Annotated in this window: 20 protein-coding genes and 1 riboswitch; of the genes, 13 read left to right on the plus strand and 7 right to left on the minus strand. The window is 56.1% G+C overall.

Annotated elements, in window-relative coordinates; translation table 11 throughout:
- Nucleotides 1–21: 21 nt before the first annotated feature.
- Nucleotides 22–447 carry a DUF4864 domain-containing protein gene (locus ACOSDR_RS05590; RefSeq protein ID WP_420730629.1) on the plus strand — a complete coding sequence of 142 codons (426 nt, stop codon included), beginning with the start codon at nucleotides 22–24 and terminating at the stop codon, nucleotides 445–447.
- A 130-nt stretch (nucleotides 448–577) separates the two neighbouring features.
- Here the strand turns inward: ACOSDR_RS05590 and ACOSDR_RS05595 are convergent, their stop codons facing one another.
- Nucleotides 578–787, minus strand: coding sequence for a hypothetical protein (locus ACOSDR_RS05595; RefSeq protein ID WP_420730630.1), 210 nt, complete (start codon nucleotides 785–787; stop codon nucleotides 578–580).
- Between the two features lie 207 nt (nucleotides 788–994).
- Between ACOSDR_RS05595 and ACOSDR_RS05600 the strand changes: the two genes are divergently transcribed.
- On the plus strand, nucleotides 995–1,903 hold the full coding sequence (locus ACOSDR_RS05600) for a LysR family transcriptional regulator (protein WP_420723160.1): 909 nt from the start codon (nucleotides 995–997) through the stop codon (nucleotides 1,901–1,903).
- A gap of 170 nt (nucleotides 1,904–2,073) precedes the next feature.
- On the opposite strand, the gene ACOSDR_RS05605 is transcribed toward ACOSDR_RS05600, so the two are convergent.
- Both ACOSDR_RS05605 and pyrF read right to left on the minus strand, forming a co-directional pair.
- Complete coding sequence (locus ACOSDR_RS05605) at nucleotides 2,074–2,715, minus strand: phosphoribosylanthranilate isomerase (protein WP_420723159.1); 642 nt, start codon at nucleotides 2,713–2,715, stop codon at nucleotides 2,074–2,076.
- Nucleotides 2,716–2,764: 49 nt separating this feature from the next.
- The gene (gene pyrF / locus ACOSDR_RS05610; protein ID WP_420730631.1) at nucleotides 2,765–3,511 is read right to left on the minus strand and encodes an orotidine-5'-phosphate decarboxylase; all 747 of its coding nucleotides are present in this window, start codon (nucleotides 3,509–3,511) and stop codon (nucleotides 2,765–2,767) included.
- A gap of 395 nt (nucleotides 3,512–3,906) precedes the next feature.
- Between pyrF and ACOSDR_RS05615 the strand changes: the two genes are divergently transcribed.
- Nucleotides 3,907–4,422 carry a helix-turn-helix domain-containing protein gene (locus ACOSDR_RS05615; protein WP_420723156.1) on the plus strand — a complete coding sequence of 172 codons (516 nt, stop codon included), beginning with the start codon at nucleotides 3,907–3,909 and terminating at the stop codon, nucleotides 4,420–4,422.
- A gap of 2 nt (nucleotides 4,423–4,424) precedes the next feature.
- Here the strand turns inward: ACOSDR_RS05615 and ACOSDR_RS05620 are convergent, their stop codons facing one another.
- The gene (locus ACOSDR_RS05620; protein ID WP_420723155.1) at nucleotides 4,425–5,315 is read right to left on the minus strand and encodes a transcriptional regulator GcvA; all 891 of its coding nucleotides are present in this window, start codon (nucleotides 5,313–5,315) and stop codon (nucleotides 4,425–4,427) included.
- Between the two features lie 190 nt (nucleotides 5,316–5,505).
- Between ACOSDR_RS05620 and ACOSDR_RS05625 the strand changes: the two genes are divergently transcribed.
- From ACOSDR_RS05625 to ACOSDR_RS05635, 3 genes are all read left to right on the plus strand, one after another.
- Nucleotides 5,506–5,763, plus strand: coding sequence for a DUF1127 domain-containing protein (locus ACOSDR_RS05625; RefSeq protein ID WP_420730632.1), 258 nt, complete (start codon nucleotides 5,506–5,508; stop codon nucleotides 5,761–5,763).
- Nucleotides 5,764–6,044: 281 nt separating this feature from the next.
- On the plus strand, nucleotides 6,045–6,371 hold the full coding sequence (locus ACOSDR_RS05630; RefSeq protein WP_420730633.1) for a type II toxin-antitoxin system PrlF family antitoxin: 327 nt from the start codon (nucleotides 6,045–6,047) through the stop codon (nucleotides 6,369–6,371).
- Nucleotides 6,368–6,880: a type II toxin-antitoxin system YhaV family toxin gene (locus tag ACOSDR_RS05635; RefSeq protein WP_420730634.1), complete on the plus strand. Its 513-nt coding sequence runs from the start codon at nucleotides 6,368–6,370 to the stop codon at nucleotides 6,878–6,880. The genes ACOSDR_RS05630 and ACOSDR_RS05635 overlap by 4 nt, the downstream gene beginning before the upstream one ends.
- Before the next feature lie 93 nt (nucleotides 6,881–6,973).
- Here the strand turns inward: ACOSDR_RS05635 and ACOSDR_RS05640 are convergent, their stop codons facing one another.
- Nucleotides 6,974–8,032: an asparaginase gene (locus tag ACOSDR_RS05640; RefSeq protein WP_420730635.1), complete on the minus strand. Its 1,059-nt coding sequence runs from the start codon at nucleotides 8,030–8,032 to the stop codon at nucleotides 6,974–6,976.
- Nucleotides 8,033–8,137: 105 nt separating this feature from the next.
- Here ACOSDR_RS05640 and ACOSDR_RS05645 point away from each other — a divergent pair, with 105 nt between their 5' ends.
- From ACOSDR_RS05645 to ACOSDR_RS05670, 6 genes are all read left to right on the plus strand, one after another.
- Nucleotides 8,138–8,710, plus strand: a complete 573-nt coding sequence (locus ACOSDR_RS05645) for an RNA methyltransferase (RefSeq protein WP_420730636.1) — start codon at nucleotides 8,138–8,140, stop codon at nucleotides 8,708–8,710.
- A 199-nt stretch (nucleotides 8,711–8,909) separates the two neighbouring features.
- The gene (locus ACOSDR_RS05650; protein ID WP_420730637.1) at nucleotides 8,910–9,620 is read left to right on the plus strand and encodes a response regulator transcription factor; all 711 of its coding nucleotides are present in this window, start codon (nucleotides 8,910–8,912) and stop codon (nucleotides 9,618–9,620) included.
- Nucleotides 9,621–9,648: 28 nt separating this feature from the next.
- Entirely contained in the window at nucleotides 9,649–11,427 is a 1,779-nt protein-coding gene (locus ACOSDR_RS05655) for a stimulus-sensing domain-containing protein (RefSeq protein ID WP_420730638.1), read from the plus strand.
- Between the two features lie 107 nt (nucleotides 11,428–11,534).
- Nucleotides 11,535–12,191, plus strand: a complete 657-nt coding sequence (locus ACOSDR_RS05660) for an SCO family protein (RefSeq protein ID WP_420730639.1) — start codon at nucleotides 11,535–11,537, stop codon at nucleotides 12,189–12,191.
- A gap of 85 nt (nucleotides 12,192–12,276) precedes the next feature.
- Nucleotides 12,277–12,500, plus strand: a riboswitch (cobalamin riboswitch).
- Nucleotides 12,501–12,535: 35 nt separating this feature from the next.
- Entirely contained in the window at nucleotides 12,536–12,727 is a 192-nt protein-coding gene (locus ACOSDR_RS05665) for a CbtB domain-containing protein (protein ID WP_420730640.1), read from the plus strand.
- A gap of 126 nt (nucleotides 12,728–12,853) precedes the next feature.
- Nucleotides 12,854–13,624, plus strand: a complete 771-nt coding sequence (locus tag ACOSDR_RS05670; protein WP_420730641.1) for a CbtA family protein — start codon at nucleotides 12,854–12,856, stop codon at nucleotides 13,622–13,624.
- A 458-nt stretch (nucleotides 13,625–14,082) separates the two neighbouring features.
- Here ACOSDR_RS05670 and ACOSDR_RS05675 read toward each other — a convergent pair whose 3' ends face one another.
- Both ACOSDR_RS05675 and lpdA read right to left on the minus strand, forming a co-directional pair.
- On the minus strand, nucleotides 14,083–14,988 hold the full coding sequence (locus ACOSDR_RS05675) for a DMT family transporter (protein ID WP_420723144.1): 906 nt from the start codon (nucleotides 14,986–14,988) through the stop codon (nucleotides 14,083–14,085).
- A 25-nt stretch (nucleotides 14,989–15,013) separates the two neighbouring features.
- On the minus strand, nucleotides 15,014–16,417 hold the full coding sequence (gene lpdA / locus ACOSDR_RS05680) for a dihydrolipoyl dehydrogenase (protein WP_420723143.1): 1,404 nt from the start codon (nucleotides 16,415–16,417) through the stop codon (nucleotides 15,014–15,016).
- Between the two features lie 219 nt (nucleotides 16,418–16,636).
- Here lpdA and ACOSDR_RS05685 point away from each other — a divergent pair, with 219 nt between their 5' ends.
- On the plus strand, nucleotides 16,637–16,921 hold the full coding sequence (locus ACOSDR_RS05685; RefSeq protein WP_420723142.1) for a hypothetical protein: 285 nt from the start codon (nucleotides 16,637–16,639) through the stop codon (nucleotides 16,919–16,921).
- Nucleotides 16,922–16,929 lie beyond the last annotated feature (8 nt).

Below are 16,929 nucleotides of genomic sequence, written 5' to 3' on the forward strand. Positions count from 1 at the left end.
GTCATTCGGGAGAATGGGGTCATGAAACACATGTTTCGGTGGGTTGCTGTTGGTCTGTTGATGGGGTTGTGCGCGACCACAGCGGGCGCACAGGGTGATCCGGCACAGGCCACGGTCAAGCGTGTCATTCAGGAACAACTCTCTGCCTTTGCCCAGGGCGACAAGACCGGCGCCTATTCCTATGCCGCACCGGTCATTCAACAGCGCTTTTCCAATCCTGATATTTTCATGCAGATGGTCACGTCCGGGTATCCAGCGCTGATCAGCCCAAAGATTGTTGATTTCAAAGACTATGAAATACGGGGCGGGCGGGTCGAACAGGATGTGATGATCATCGCCAGCGATGGATCGGCCTGGATGGCGCATTATTCCTTACAGCAGATGGAAGACGGCCTCTGGCGGATATCCGGTTGTTGGCTGGAAAAGCTGCCGGGCGGATTTGTTTAGCCGGACGCAGGGCGAAATTGACGCTGGCATACAAAAAAACCCCATCCTGAAAAGACGGGGTTTTTCTGACCGAAGTCCAATGCGGTGGAAGGGGGACCACCCCATTTTAACGGACTGTCGGAGGGGGGCTCTAGGATCTGCAAGGGCTGGCGCTGGGACGTCCGATTTCCCGCAGGGCAAACCCGGTTGTGAAGAAGCGACCAATTGCAGAAACACCAGCCCACAAAGCTTCATTACGGGCCTTTGCCGCACGGTCCAGTGCCTGCTTCACCTCGATTTCTGTCGGAAATCCAGCGGATCCCAGATAGTCTGTGCGCGTGTTGTGATAGTCCGCATTCATAATTTTGCTCCTTGGGCGAGCCGGTCAGGGTCAATCCTGGAAATCTTGGGCGACTCGCGTTTTCGTTGGCATATACTTAGCAATTGCGTCATTGCATAATAATCGTGAGAATGATCCAATGATCTGTGCGCATCAGGAATAAATATCACCGAATTTGTCGCGATACGTGACCATAAGACTATAACCGGGTTGGGAGTGGAAAAGAGAATGGATAGAGCCGGAGAAATGGCTGTTTTCACCAAAGTTGTGGAAGAGGGCAGCTTTTCCAGCGCCGCGCGGGCGCTAAAACTGACCCCGTCTGCTGTCAGCAAACAGATCGGGCGGTTGGAAGATCGGCTGGGTGTGCGGCTGTTGAACAGGACCACGCGGCAACTTTCTGCGACGGAAGAGGGGGATGCCTTTTATCAACGCTGCACCCGTATTCTGATGGATATGGAAGAGGCGGAATTGTCCGTCAGTCAGCGCCATTCGACGCCGCGCGGCACATTGCGGGTCAATTGTGGCGTTGCCTTTGGTAAACACCAGATCAGTCCATTAATTCCGGAGTTTCTGAGCCGCTATCCCGATGTGAATGTGGAAATGACCCTGACCGATGCGCTGTCGGATCTGGTGGAAGAAGGTCAGGACATCGCCATCCGGTTCGGCAAATTGCAGGATTCTTCCATGGTGGCACGGCAATTGGCGGTCAGTCGGCGTGCGATCTGTTGTTCCCCCGCTTATCTGGCCCAGCATGGCGAACCCAAGGAACCGATGGAGCTGATCAATCACAACCGGCTGGCGTTTTCCACAGCGATTCATTTGAATGAATGGGTCTTCAAGCTTCAGGATGGCAGTGACTATCCTGTAAAGGCCGAAGGCAATTTCACGGCCAATAATGGCGAAACGATCCACGAAATGGTTCTGGCGGGACTGGGTATTGCGCGTCTGGCAGAATTTCTTGTCGCGCCGGAGGTCCAGGAAGGCAAGCTGGTGCGGATTCTGCGCCCGTTCTATCGGGATATCGAAGTGCCGATCAACGCGGTCTACCCAACGCGGCGTCACTTGTCGCCCAAGGTTCGGGCCTTCGTCGATTTTCTGGTGGAAAAATTCAACCCCGTTCCGCCGTGGGAAGCTTGATAAGACTCTAGCGGAACAGGGTTGCAAGTTTGGATGGGATAGAAGGACAGGCAGGATTGCAGCCCAGCCTGACACTACCGCGCCCCGAAGGACGTGACCCCACAGTAAGGGGCGGCGCCGGGGCATACTTTGATCTAGATCAAAGGTTTGAGATTTTTTATGGCGCTGGGTTAAGCCTCGGCAACGGCCTTCAGGAAAGCCTGAATCTTGGCCGGGTCCTTCTTGCCAGGGGCGGATTCAATCCCTGAAGATGCGTCCACGCCCGGACAGCCCGTCACGCGGATGGCATTTTTCACATTGTTCGGGGTCAGGCCACCGGCCAACAGCCACGGCACGGACCAGCGATGCCCTTCCAGCACAGTCCAATCGAATACTTCCGCATTGCCGCCAGGGCGCGTCGCATTTTCAGGCGGTTTCGCATCAAATAACAGGCGGTCACAGACCTTGGCATACTGGCTGGCGCTGACTAGGTCTTCTGCGTCCCGCACTTTGATGGCCTTAAAGATCTGTTTCCCGGTGCGCTCCCGCAAGCCGGCGCATCGATCCAGCGGCTCATTGCCATGCAACTGGATCACATCCAGCGGCACCTGTGCCAGAACCCGGTCGATCAGGCTGTCATCGGGATCGACGAATAATCCGACGCTGGTCACCTGACCTGGAACAGGCCGCAGCAACATGGCCGCCTCTTCCGGGGACAGGGCACGCGGGCTGGGCGGAAAAAACACAAGCCCGACCATGGACGCGCCATATCGAACGGCGGCCTCCATCGCGATGGGATCGGTAATCCCGCAGATTTTTGCGTCAATGGTCATAACCGCCCGTATATAGAAGGCCAGGACGGCAGGAACAAGGAGTCACTGATCAGGCATCCACCTCGGCGGCGATGGCTGCGGCGGCGGCTGCGGGATCGTCGGCCCCGGTGATTGGGCGTCCAATGACCAGATAGTCCGCGCCCTGTGCAATCGCCTGTTTTGGTGTCATCACCCGCTTCTGATCGCCAAGCGCTGCTCCTGCGGGGCGGATGCCCGGCACGATCAGTTTGAAGTCGGGGCCGCATTCCGCGCGGATGGCTGCGATTTCCTGAGAAGAACAGACAACCCCGTCCAATCCTGCCTTCTGGGTCAGGGCGGCCAGGCGCAGAACCTGATCGCGGGCTGGCGTTGCCTGGCCCACCGCTGCCAGATCGCCATCGTCCAGGCTGGTCAGGACCGTGACCGCGATCAACATCGGGCGGGCAATGCCTAAACGCGCTGCCTCTGTTGTTGCCGTATCCAGCGCTGCGGCCATCATCGTCGAACCGCCCGATGCATGAACATTCAGAATGGCGGGCGCCAGCGGCATGACGGATCGCACCGCGCCTGCCACGGTATTGGGGATGTCGTGAAACTTCAGATCCAGGAACAGCGGTGTCGGTGCGCTTTCGGATGCGGCCTGTGCAACGTCGCGAACCCCCTGCGGCCCATTGGCATTGAAAAATTCTAGCCCCAGTTTGATTCCGCCCACTTGCCCGGCCAGCGCCTGAGACAAGGCGACCGCCCGATCCACATCCGGCGTGTCCAAAGCCACAAGAATTCGGTCGTGGGGTTTTGTTTTTGCAAGAATTGACATCGTCGATTGAGTTTCCTTTGAGCACCGTAGCACTGAAGTCTAACATATATTTGCAATCATATCCGATACGTCAACTAAACCTCCATGCTGCGTTTTGCAAATTTATAAATAGTCACACGGGAAGTGAAATGATTCGCTTCTTTGCTACGGAGATTACGTATAAATGTTTACAGAAAAGGATATCATTGTTAAGTATAGTGAGGACATGAGCGCAGGCGATCTCGTCACGCTCGAACTCCAAACGCCCGAAGGATCCTTGATTTTAATGGGAAATGTTACACGATTTGGGCGTGGTGTGTTGCTTGTGGAGCAGGTCCATATAGAGAGCGTTGGCGCATCGCCAATGAATAGAAAAAAGTTGAATGTTATGGCGGCCGTCGTGATGGAGGAATTGGATGTCAATACAATCGAAATTCAAGGCGCAGTTCGAACCAGCGGCGCGAATCCCGGACGAAGGCCGAAACCATTCCCATTTGACCGTTAGCTTTTTAATGAAGATGGTGGGTGGAAGTCAGTTAGTTTCTGTTGCACGACTTTTGATTCAAAAGGGCGCAACGCCTAAATCTGCAAAGCAAACGATTGATAAATTGGCGACGGGTGCCGATGCGACGATTGATCTGCAAACAACACGGCAAGATGCGGTGTTGGTGTGCCGTGAATTGAAAGAACTAGGGATCGACGCGAATGTTTTCGAGTCCGTTCCTGAGAAAGATGTGATCGCCATTCGATCTCGCCTGAATTTGACGCGCGCGGATTTTAGCCGACGGTTTGGTATTGATGAACGAACGCTTGAATCTTGGGAGCAACACAGATCTTCGCCCAATAAAACCGCTCGCACTCTATTGCACGTGATCGATAGAGAACCAGACCTTGTCACAGCGGCATTACTGGCCACTGACCCTCTGAAATAGGCTTAATCCAACCGCGCCTCTTCCAGCAGCCATTCGGTGAAGGCTTTGATCTTAGGATGGTCGGCGCGGTCTTTGGGGCAGACGACCCAATAGGCATAGTCGCTGGGGATGGAGAAATCGAAGGGTTTGACCAGCAGGCCCTGTTCCAGCGCATCATGGGCAATCGCGCTGCGGCCCAATGCGATGCCTTCGCCCGCCATGGCCGCCTGCAGCACCAGGTTTGAATAGTTATAGCGCGGGCCCTTGTCCGGATTGACGCCGGTCACCCCGGCAGCCGTCAGCCAGACCCGCCAATCGGTTCGAATATCGTCATGCAACAGCGTGTGGTGGCGCAGGTCTTCCAACCGCTCCAGCGGTTTTTCGGGATCCTGCAGCAGGCGCGGGCTGCACACGGGAAAGACTTCCTCCGTCATCATGCGGATTTCAAACAAATCATCATAGCCGCCGGTTCCCCAGCGGATCGCCAGATCAATATCTTCAACCGTAAAATCGGTCAGTTCATAATCTGCCGCCAGACGCACATCGATTTCAGGGTGGCGTGCCCGGAATCGCGCCAGGCGGGGCACCAGCCAGGCAGAGGCAAAAGACGGCAAACAACTGACATTCAGCGCCCCAGTGGCGTCCTGGCGTTTCACACGATCGGCTGCGGTGGCAATCTGGCCTAGGGCCTGACGCACTGCCCCGGCAAAGGCCTGGCCTTCCTCCGTCAACAGAAGCGCGCGATTCAGGCGTCGAAACAGGCGCACCCCCAGCGCATCTTCCAACTGTTTGATCTGATGGCTGATCGCTGCCTGGGTCACAAAAAGTTCATCCGCAGCTTCGGTAAAGGACAGCAATCTGGCGGCCGCCTCAAAGGCTGGAAGCGGCTTTAATGGCGGCAAACGCGATACCATGGCCCAATCCCTTCGCATTCGAAAAATTAATCTGAGGGATGAAAATATATCCTTTGTCGGTTTTGTCAAAAGAGCCTATTTCAGCCTTGTAAGGCAAACATGCCGAACAAGAACAGCCGGTCGGATACCCCTCACAGACTGAGAAATCCCGGAACTGTCTTGTGAAACCTGAGAAGTAGGAGTGACAGTCATGGCGAATGTTTATCAAGTTTACGGGAATGCAAGCCCGGTCGCGCCGTTGGCAGCTCTGATGGTCGATGCAACTGCAGCGGCCTTGGACGGCCTGCGCACAGTAACGATCAACCCGATCAACACCCTGGTCCGGTTTCAGGCCCGCGCGCAACAGCGCCGTCAGCTGAAAGGCCTGGATGACCGCATGTTGGCTGACATCGGCCTGACCCGTAAGGCCGCAGACAAAGAAGCCAATAAGCCCTTCTGGAAGGCGTAATCACGCCCCGGTCGGATACAAGTCCCCTGAGGGGCGGCCTTCCTCCCTGTTCGCCGCCTCACTAAGAAAAGCCCTCGTGCAAAGCATGGGGGCTTTTTCTTTTCTCCTGACTATGTGCGTTGAAGTGCAGAACGGTGCGTGTCGTCTTCGACGGCGCGTGTAGACAAGCCGTACCCACTTCCACCAAATGTGATACAGCATATCATACCCTTATCTTGACACGGTAATGCAAATGCATTACCTCTAAAATAGAAGACAGATTTGCTCATCGGGAGTTCGCCATGGTCGTGCTTGCACAAGATATCTCAAAGCTAACCGATCGCTATCAGACGACGGTACCCAGCGGCGTGCGCAAACAACTGAAACTCCAAAAGGGTGATCAGATACGCTACTGCATCGACCTTAATGGTCGGGTCTATATAGAACCTGTCCGTGAGTCAGGGGATGATCCCGCATTGGGTGCGTTTCTTGACTTCCTAGAGACTGACATTCGCCAGAATCCCGGGCGTCTTCACGTGTTCTCCGGCACACTGTATGATCGATTGAATGGGTTGGTCGGCGGTGTGGATGTTGATATTGACGATTCACTATCACCCGATGACGAATGACAGACACGCCTGCAACGGCAGAAGCGCCGCTATGCATAAACGGGTGGTCTATTTATGCCCACCCGCTGTTCCTGGATCAGCTTGAAGACTTGATCCGGGAAGTCGAGATTCGGAAAACACGCGATCCCAAGACCTGGCAGAAGAAGAACTGTACAAAGCGGCTTGCCGCGATCTTCAAGCTGGTGGGCGAAATGATCCCCGTTGATCCTGGTGCCCCGGCGTTCCGGCAGGGCGACACTTTGGGCGACAACAGAAAGCACTGGTTCCGGGCGAAATTCTTGCAACAATACAGGCTGTTCTATCGTTTCGACAGCACAGCCAAAGTGATTGTTCTGGCCTGGGTAAATGACGAACAGACGTTACGCGCATATGGTTCCAGGACAGACGCCTATGCCACATTCCGCCGTCTTCTGGATACTGGGAATCCACCCGAAACTTTTGACACGCTGCTGAAGGATGCCCTGACATCGGCACAACGCTTCAGGAACGCCGTAGTGGGGACGCCTTAGCGGGGACAGCGGGTCGCTGACGGCTGGCATAGTGTTGAACAGTCCCTATAAAATGGGACTATTGCTCAACCCATTCGGACAATACCGGAATGCTCAGAAGGACAGCCAGCTTGATGCGGGGCGGATGTCGCCGACGGTTTTGTTGGCACGGTTCTTCAGTTGCGGGTTCAGCCAGGGGGCCATTGCGTCCAAATGCGCGTCGTCCAGAACACCGACATGGCGCAACAGGGCGGCCATCATGGTTTCGGAACCGCGGGTTGCGCCATCATCACATTTCAGCGCGATCCCCAGACCATATTCTGGCAGCGACGCACAAAACACCCCTTCCGCGCCGGTCTTGATGAAGGCCTTGTCGCCCAGAATTTTCATGACTTCGGTACAAAAGCGCCCGGTGCCTGCGACCATGAAGGGATTGGCAAAAACCGCCCGCTTGATCCAGCCGATGGCGTCCGCGCGGGCTTGCGGCAGGTCCTTCGGGTCGGCGATACGGGCAAAGCCAAAGGCCAGATTTTCCAGCGGAATCGGCCAGTTCGGCGCGGAACAGCCATCAATGCCAGGCTGAACACCCGACAGATCGACCCCGCACATTTGTTCCATCGCCCCCAGAATGCGCTGTTGTACGCCGTGTGTCTGGTTGACATAGCCTTTCGTCGGCCCGCCCAAATGCTTGGCCAGGGCCAACATGCCACAATGCTTGCCCGAACAATTGTTATGCAATTGCGACGGCGCGACGTCATATTTGGCCATCTTGCGGGTGGTCTCTTCGTGGTAGGGCCAATGGCTGCCGCATTCCAGATCCGCCTCGGCCAATCCCAACTTATGCAGCATCGATGCAGCGGTTTCGGTGTGGCCGACCTCTCCATTATGAGATGAGCAAGCGAGCGCGATTTCTGCGTCGGTAAATCCTGCAGCTGCCGCCGCGCCACTTTCCACCATGGGCAGCGCCTGAATTGCCTTGATCGCAGAGCGGGGATAGGTGGGCTGGCGACTGTCCCCCCAGGCATCCTGGATCGACCCAGAAACATCGATAATGACCGCGCTGCCGCGATGACGGCTTTCCACGATCCCATTGCGGGTGACTTCGACAGTCAGGGGATGAACATCGCCATGATAGGCATTGCTGTTGGAAATGGTTACATGATCGTGGGGCATGGCGGTCAACCCTGTTGCTGATACGGGGGGAAAACTTGCCTTGCCCGGCGGGTTTGTGCAAGGTCGCGCAATTCCAGAACACCAGCACAGGACAGGCATGCGACAATGGCGCAACAACGGGGATATTTTGGACTGGGCGTAGAAGGCCTGTCCAAGCCAATGAATGCTGGCAGCCTGATGCGGACCGCCCATTCCTTTGGTGCCAGTTTTACATTTGCGGTTTCTCCCTATGTCGATATGCGCGGCATTCGTCATGCTGACACATCGCGCACCGCCGACCAGGTCCCCTATTATCAATGGGATACGCCCGGCGACATCGTTCTGCCCAAGGGCTGTGCCCTTGTTGGCGTTGAACTGGTGGAACAGTCGATCATGCTGCCCTCTTTCCGACATCCGGAACGGGCGGCCTATGTTCTGGGCCCGGAACGTGGATCGCTGTCGCAGGCGATGATTGACCGGTGTGACTTCGTGGTGCGAATCCCGATCGCCTTTTGCGTGAATGTCGGCATTGCTGGCGCGATTGTCTTATATGATCGCATGATCAGCCGGGGCCGCTATGCCGAACGCCCGGTAAAGGCCGGGGGGCCTGATATGGAATTGCCCCCCCATGTCCATGGCGCGCAGGTTTTCCGAACCAAGCGGGTGGCAAAAAAGCCAATCGCGGCAAAGCCCCAATGACACGAATTCCCAGAACTGCCGCAGCCTTGCCTTATTTCCGCCCCGTTATAAGGGCTTTTGTGGCATTCTGCGGTATTGAAGGCTACGGTGGTAGGGGCTTCATGCCGGTTCGTTGGGGGAGTATCCCTGTGATTTTGGCTTGGGTGGATTGGTCGTGACGGATGACGGTCAACCCGTTTTGGTGAGGATGTAAAACCAAATGGCGCAGCAAATTGCTCTGGTAGATGATGATCGCAACATTTTGACCTCTGTCTCTATTGCCCTGGAAGCGGAAGGCTTTGCTGTCAGCACCTATACCGATGGCGAAACCGCGCTTCGTGGCCTGACAACCCGCCCAGTCGACTTGGCGATTTTGGATATCAAGATGCCCCGCATGGATGGCATGGAACTGTTGAGCAAGCTGCGTCAGACATCGGAAGTGCCGGTGATTTTCCTGACATCCAAGGATGATGAGGTTGACGAGTTGATGGGTCTGCGCATGGGCGCGGATGATTACATCAAAAAGCCGTTTTCCCAGCGTTTGCTGATTGAGCGTATCCGCGCCCTGCTGCGTCGCGCGGAACTGGAACAGCGCAATGCGGATGGGACGCTGACCAAGGGTCAGGGTGCCTTCTCCCGAGGGGAACTGGTTATGGATGGAGACCGCCATCTGTGCACCTGGAAGGGAGAGCCGGTAAAGTTGACCGTGACAGAGTTTCTGTTGCTAAAAGCCCTGGCGCATCGTCCCGGCCATGTGAAAAATCGCGATCAGTTAATGGATTCCGCGTATGGCGAGAATATCTATGTCGATGATCGAACCATTGACAGCCACATCAAACGCCTGCGTAAAAAGCTGCGTCAGGTGGACGAGACATTCGATAATATCGAAACCCTGTATGGGGTCGGCTACCGATACAAGGATGAAGCCTGATATCAGGTTTTAAAGGGATGTTGGCGCGTTGAAGTCTTCACGGACAGATAAGGATGCGACGACCCAGTCTTCCTATCGGGGGCAGGGCCAGTCCGATAGTGCGCATAAGGGGGATAAATCATCGCCCCCCCGCGCGAAGGCGATGCGTCGCTTGCGGCGACGCCAGCGACTGTCCCCCCTGACCCGGAAAATACTTGCCGTCAACTTGCTGGCCTTGATCATTCCTGTCTTGGGTATGCTGTATCTGGGACCCTATCGCGACCGTTTGGTGGAACAGGAACTCTTTGCCCTGAAAGAACAGGGGGAGATATTCTCAGGCGCGTTGGGAGAAGGCGCTATCGGTCTATTGGCAAACGGGCAGGAGGTTTTAAACATCGTGCCTGCGCGCGATCTGGTTCGCCGCCTGTCAGAAGCCAGCGATGTCCGCGCCCGCTTCTATCTGGCGGATGGGTCCCTGGCGGTGGACAGCCGCCGCCTTGGCGTCACCGGACAGGATATCATGGTCGAAGAACTGCAGGACCCGATCGATGACGAACAGACTCTGGCCCCGGTGGTCAATCCGATTGTCCGGTGGTTGGATGAATTGGCCCATTGGGTCGATAACCGGGATTATGATACCTATCGGGATCGGCGCGACTCGACAGTGGGCGATTATCCCGAAGCGATCCGGGCCTTGTCTGGTGAGACTGTGGGCTATGTCCGGCAGGATGCAAATCGCGAATTGGTGCTGTCGGTCGCCTTGCCGGTAGCGCGCTATGTTCATGTGTTTGGCAGTTTGATGCTGTCGCGGGATGGCGCGCGAATCGATTCCGCCATGCGCGATGTGCGATTGACCGTGCTGGCGGTTTTTGCCGGGGCGCTTGTCATAACGACATTGCTGTCCCTGTATTTTGCCGGAACCATTGCCCGTCCCCTGCATCGACTGGCAGAGGCGGCAGAAAAGGTCCGCCATTCGGTTGGCCGGGATGCCATGGCAATTCCGGATCTGACGGGGCGTCATGATGAAATTGGTGATCTGTCGGGCGTCTTGCGGGAAATGACAGATGCTTTGACCAGCCGTATCACCGCCATCGAACGGTTTGCCGCAGATGTCAGTCACGAGATCAAGAATCCCCTGACCTCCTTGAAAAGCGCGATTGAAACCGTTCAACGGGTAAAGAATCCAGACCATCAGCGCGAATTGCTGCGTATTGTGAAAGAGGATGTTGAGCGGCTGGACCGTTTGATCACGGATATCTCAGATTCCTCACGCCTGGATGCGGAACTGGGCCGTATTCAGACGGAAGAGGTTGATATTGCAGAAATGCTGGACATGCTTGTCAGCGTTCATCGCACAGCGCGGGGCGAGTCACATCGCCGCGACGAGACAGAGCGCGAATCCGAGCCGAAAGCCGAAACCGGGCCGGTGCTGTCATTCATTCGCCGGAATAATGGCCCGTTCAGTGTCGCAGGTATGGAAAGCCGATTGGTTCAGGTCTTCCAGAACATCATTTCCAATGCGGAGAGCTTCAGCCCGGATGGTGGTAAGATTGAGTTATCTGTGATGCGTGACGATAACTGGATTGTCGCCATGTGCGAGGATGAGGGGCCGGGCCTGCCCGCAGGCAAACTGGATGCGATATTCAACCGATTTTATACAGAGCGCCCGGAGCATGAGAAGTTTGGCGGGCATTCCGGTTTGGGTCTGTCGATCTGTAAGCAGATTGTAGAGGCCCATGGCGGTGCAATTCACGCAGAAAATCGCACGGGTTCTAAGGGGACACCATCGGGTGCGCGCTTTGTCGTTCGCTTGCCAGCCGCATCGTAACATCCCTTCCTTTAGGATGCGCGACGATTTGGCGTCTTGAGGCGCGGCGGGCCGATCCCTTAATGTCTGGACCTTAAATTGAAAGATGTAACAAAAGCGATGGGTACATGAATCGCAAAGCTCTCCCCATAATTGGTGTAATGTTGGCAGCCATGGCCGCGATCGGCCTGGCGGCTCTGGTCGCCTGGAATCAATTGGCTGGAACCGGTCATGAACAAGGCGTCAGTCGTTCCGGTGAAGCACTGGTTGCGCCTGGCATCACTGTTGGCGGCAGCTTTGAACTGATCAATCAGGATGGTCAGACGGTCACGCAAGACAGTTTTCCGGGACAGTATCAGTTGATTTATTTCGGCTATAGCAGTTGCCCGGATGTGTGCCCGACGGAATTGTCCAGCATGGCAGCAGCCCTTGATATCGTTGCGGAAAATAAGCCCGATCTGGCCAAACAAGTAACGCCGGTTTTTATTACCATCGATCCGGCGCGTGATACGCCTGAAATGATGAAAGACTACGTCACCGCGTTTCACCCCCGTATGGTGGGCCTGACCGGATCTGATGCGGCAATTGCCGATATTGCCCGAAAATTTCGCGTTTTCTATTCTAAGGGCACCCAGATTGAGGGTGGATTTTACCTGATGAACCATTCCGGATATGTCTATTTCATGGCGCCGGACGGATCCTTCGTCACCATGTTCCATGGCGGAACGGCCCCTGAAACAATGGCGGAGGCGATCACCCGCTATGTTTCAGGCAAGGACGGTTAGAACACATTTTAGAATATCCACAGCGCCAAAAAGGATACTGGGTGTCGCGTTCACGCTTGACGATGCTGTCGTGTCCGCGATACAGCTTAATGGAATGTGGATCGGTGCTCCTTTAAGGGCCTTAAGGTCTTGGAGCGAAGAGGGAACACAGGAAGGGTCTACCCATCAGGGGACCTGCGCCTGGGCCGCCCCCGCGACCGTGAGCGGTGAGTATTTTTCGATTTTGCCACTGAGGTTCGATGCCTTGGGAAGGCGGAAAGATACGAGGATCCGTGAGCCGGGAGACCTGCCGAGCGACCACACGATCTCAAGAAACCGTCGGGTGTGACGGGGGGAGAAAAGTGATGAAGACGCGTAACACGACCACCACTGCCGATCAGGCCTATCTCGCAAATCGGACACAGACTCTGGCTGCTGCGCTTGCCGCTGCTGTATTCGGGTCATTTCTGTTCCTGGCGATTGGTTTTGCCCATTCCGCAACGGTCCATAATGCGACCCATGATGCCCGGCACGCATTCGCGCTGCCCTGCCACTAATCGCTATGGAATGATTGGGGTCCGGGTCGGGCGTTTGTCTGACGCGGTGACCCGTCTCTGTTCAATCCAGTCTTATTGACCTGACCGTGGCACGATACCGTGCCGCGCAAGAATGGGATATTGTCCATGTTTAGAAAACTCTTCGGGGCGGCCTTTGCCGCCGGTATTATCGCGGGTCTGTTGATCACCGGCATTCAACAAGTCACCACCACACCGCTGATCCTGCATGCGGAAGAATATGAAAATGGCGGGCATGATCATGCCGCCGCCGTTCAGTCGGATTATGTGATTATTCAGACCAAACTGTTTTCAACCCGCCCGTCTGCCGGGTCAGAGACGCTGTTCCTGGCCCACAGCAACAGTGGGACAGAAGGTCATGATCATGACGACGAGGCATGGGCACCAGAGGATGGCCTGGAACGGACCGTCTTTACATTGGGTGCAAATATTACGATGGGAATCGCCTTTGCCCTGATGCTGACGGCCGCCTTTGCTGTGCATGGCGGGGAAATGTCGGGCCGTCGCGGCGTCCTGTGGGCGATGGGCGGTTTTGCCATGTTCACATTGGGCCCGAATTTGGGATTGCCGCCAGAGGTCCCGGGCAGCATGGCCGCTGAACTGGGGGCCCGCCAGATGTGGTGGCTGGGCTGTGCTGCGGCGACCGGGATTGGCCTGTGCCTGATGGTATTCGGGCGCAAGATTGGTTTTGTTGTGCTGGGCATATTGATCCTGATTGCACCGCATGTCATTGGCGCGCCGCATCCAGAGGAAATCGGGGGTGGGGTGCCGCCGGAACTGGCAGGTCATTTTGCCGCCGCTTCCATCGTGGTTGCGGCCGTTTTCTGGGCCATGCTGGGCTGGCTCAGCGGCACGTTCTACAAGCGGTTTGAGGCTTAAAGCAAACCCCGAGCAGACGAAAGTCTGCGACGACGCGTTTGCTATAAAAACAAGAAGCCAGCGCATTTTGTGTGCGCTCATGCGGACGCATGATGCGCTGGCGCAAACCCCGAGCAGACGAAAGTCTGCGACGACGCGTTTGCTATAAAAACAAGAAGCCAGCGCATTTTGTGTGCGCTCATGCGGACGCATGATGCGCTGGCGCAAACCCCGAGCAGACGAAAGTCTGCGACGACGCGTTTGCTATAAAAGCAAGAAGCCGGCGCATTTTGTGTGCGCTCATGCGAACGCATGATGCGCTGTCGCAAACCCCGAGCAGACGAAAGTCTGCGACGACGCGTTTGCTATAAAAATAAGAAGCCAGTGCATTTTGTGTGCGCTCATGCGGACGCATGATGCGCTGGCGCAAACCCCGAGCAGACGAAAGTCTGCGACGACGCGTTTGCGTAAAATGATGTCTAAAGCAGGTTCTGTTCAGCGGGGTCTATCTGTTTGTTCAGGCGGTTTTCGCGCCAGGCAATGAAGATCCCGCTGGCAGTGACCATGCCACAGCCGATCCAGGTGGTCAGGGTCGGGAAATCCTGAAAAACGTAATAGCCCACAATGGTTGATGTCACCATTTCCAGATAGGGCATTGGGGCCATGGCAGATGCTTCCAGCCGATCTGCCGCCCAGACGATCAGCCCATGGCCCAGCGTCAGGATCGCCCCCATAATGCCGATCATGCCCCATTGGCGGGGTGTGAAGGGCTGATAGACGGGGATCACCACCACAGACATCACCAGAACGCCGATGAACCCCATCCACATCATTGTGACCATCGGGGGATTCTGCCCAGCGATTTTGCGCGTCACCAGCAGATAACCGGCAAAGCAGGCAGCCGTCGCCAGCGCATACAGGGATCCGGTTTGAAATGAGTCCGCGCCGGGCCGCACGATCAGCAGCATGCCCAGAAAGCCAACCACCACGCCGGACCATCGCCAGATCCCGACACGTTCTTTCAGCACCAGTCCAGACAGGGCGGTGACCAATAGGGGCGCAACAAACAGGGTGGCCGTCATGGTCGGCAGGGGGATGGTCAGCAGCCCGGTGAAGAAGAACATTGTCGCCGTGACCAGCAGCAACGCCCGAATCACCTGACCCCAAAATTGCTTGGGTCGCAGGGCGGCGCGTCCATACAAAATCAGCACCAGCGGTGTCATGATGGCGGCATGGGCGACCCAACGGCCCCATCCGATCTGCAGGGGCGAAAGGCCTTCCGCTCCCATCATTTTACCCAATGCGTCCGCCAGGGGCAGCATCAAAAAGCCCATCCCAGCGATCAAAAACGCTAAGGACAGGCGGGGGCCTGGCACGGTTACCATTATTGTGACCCTAAGTGATGGCGCATTACATGTGGATCGGGCGGTTATCCACGGCCATAGCGGCCTCTTTCACAGCTTCCGAATAGGTCGGATGGGCGTGGCAGGTCCGCGCGATATCTTCTGCTGAGCCACCAAATTCGATGATGGTCACGATCTCGTGGATGATATCGCCGGCACCCGGCCCGATGATATGGGCACCCAGAACCTTATCGGTTTCCGCATCGGCCAGGATTTTAACAAACCCTTCCGTTGCATCATTCGCCTTGCCCCGTGAATTGGCGGAGAAGGGGAATTTCCCGACCTTATAGGCACGCCCTTCTTTTTTCAGGCGTTCCTCGCTGGCCCCGACATCGGCGACTTCCGGCCAGGTATAAATCACGCCTGGAATGGCGTCGTAATTGATATGGGGTTTTTGCCCAACCAGCATTTCCGCCACGACAACGCCTTCATCTTCGGCCTTATGGGCCAGCATCTGGCCGGGGATACAGTCGCCGATTGCATAGATGCCATCGACATTGGTCTTGTAATGCGCATCGACCTGAATGACGCCGCGCTTATCGCGCTCGACCCCCAATTCGTCCAGGCCCAGCCCATCCGTATAGGGCCGGCGACCGATGCACAGCAGAACCTTGTCGCAGGTCATTTTCTCAGCGTCGCCGCCATCGGCGGGTTCCATGGTTAGTTCAACGCCGGATTTCACCTTTTTCGCGCCGGTGACTTTGGTCTTCATCTTAAAATCCAGACCCTGCTTTTTAAGGATGCGCTGGAAGTTTTTCGAGACCTCGCCATCCATGGTTGGTGTGATGCGGTCCAAGAATTCAATTACCGTGACATCTGCCCCCAGGCGCTTCCAGACAGAGCCCAGCTCCAGCCCAATGACACCGCCGCCGATCACGACCAGATGCTTGGGCACTGCCTCAAACTCCAGGGCGCCAGTGGAGGTCACGATGGATTTCTCATCCACCTCAATCCCCGGAAGGGGGGTGGATTCCGACCCGGTGGCGATCAGGATGTTTTTTGTGGAAAGCGTCTTGCCCTTATCGTCGCCTTCGGTGACAGAGACCCTACCCGGCTCGTCGATATGACCGCGCCCCTTGATATAGTCGACCTTGTTTTTCTTGAACAGAAACTCAATGCCCTTGGTCAGGTCGCCCACGATCTTGGATTTGCGCGCCATCATCGCCTTCAGGTCCAGCTTGGGGCTGACCACGATGCCATGATTGGCAAAGGAATGCTGGGCTTCATGATAAAATTCGGACGATTGCAGCATGGCCTTTGAGGGGATGCAGCCGACATTCAGGCAGGTACCACCCAGGCTGCCGCGCATTTCCACACAGGCAACCTTCAGGCCCAGCTGCGCCGCACGAATAGCCGCCACATAGCCGCCCGGCCCGCCGCCAATCACCACCAGATCATATGTATCAGCCATCGTCTAAACCCTCATATCTGTCGTTGTCTAATCATCGTGCGGACAGTGCCCCAAAGACACGCGCTGGGCAAGTGTGGCGGGCATTTATGAGGGCCCGATATGACGGGGTGTGTGCAAAATCAGTCGACTGGCTTTTGACACCGCCATAATTCAGCCCCACATATCCCTTATGAACTCGGGCTTTGATCAAACTGTGTGACTTGTTGAAAGGAAACGCTTATGCGCCGTCTCATTCTCGCTTCTGCTGTGGCCGCCCTGGTTGGGGGAACGGCTGTGTCGGGCGTCGCCTGGGCAGAGGAAAATAAAAGTCCGGAATCCCTGGCCGCTGAGGGATTGCAACAGGTCATGCGGGCGATGGAAATGTTCATCTCGAACATCCCACTCTACGAAGCACCGGAAGTTCTTCCCAATGGCGATATCATCATCCGGCGGGTTCAGCCCGATGACGAGCCGCAGGGAAAGGATACGCAGAAACAGGACGACAGCACGATCAAGGATATCTAAAGATCGTG

The organism is Hwanghaeella sp. 1Z406, from assembly GCF_048892425.1.
Lineage (GTDB): Bacteria > Pseudomonadota > Alphaproteobacteria > UBA8366 > Aestuariispiraceae > Pacificispira.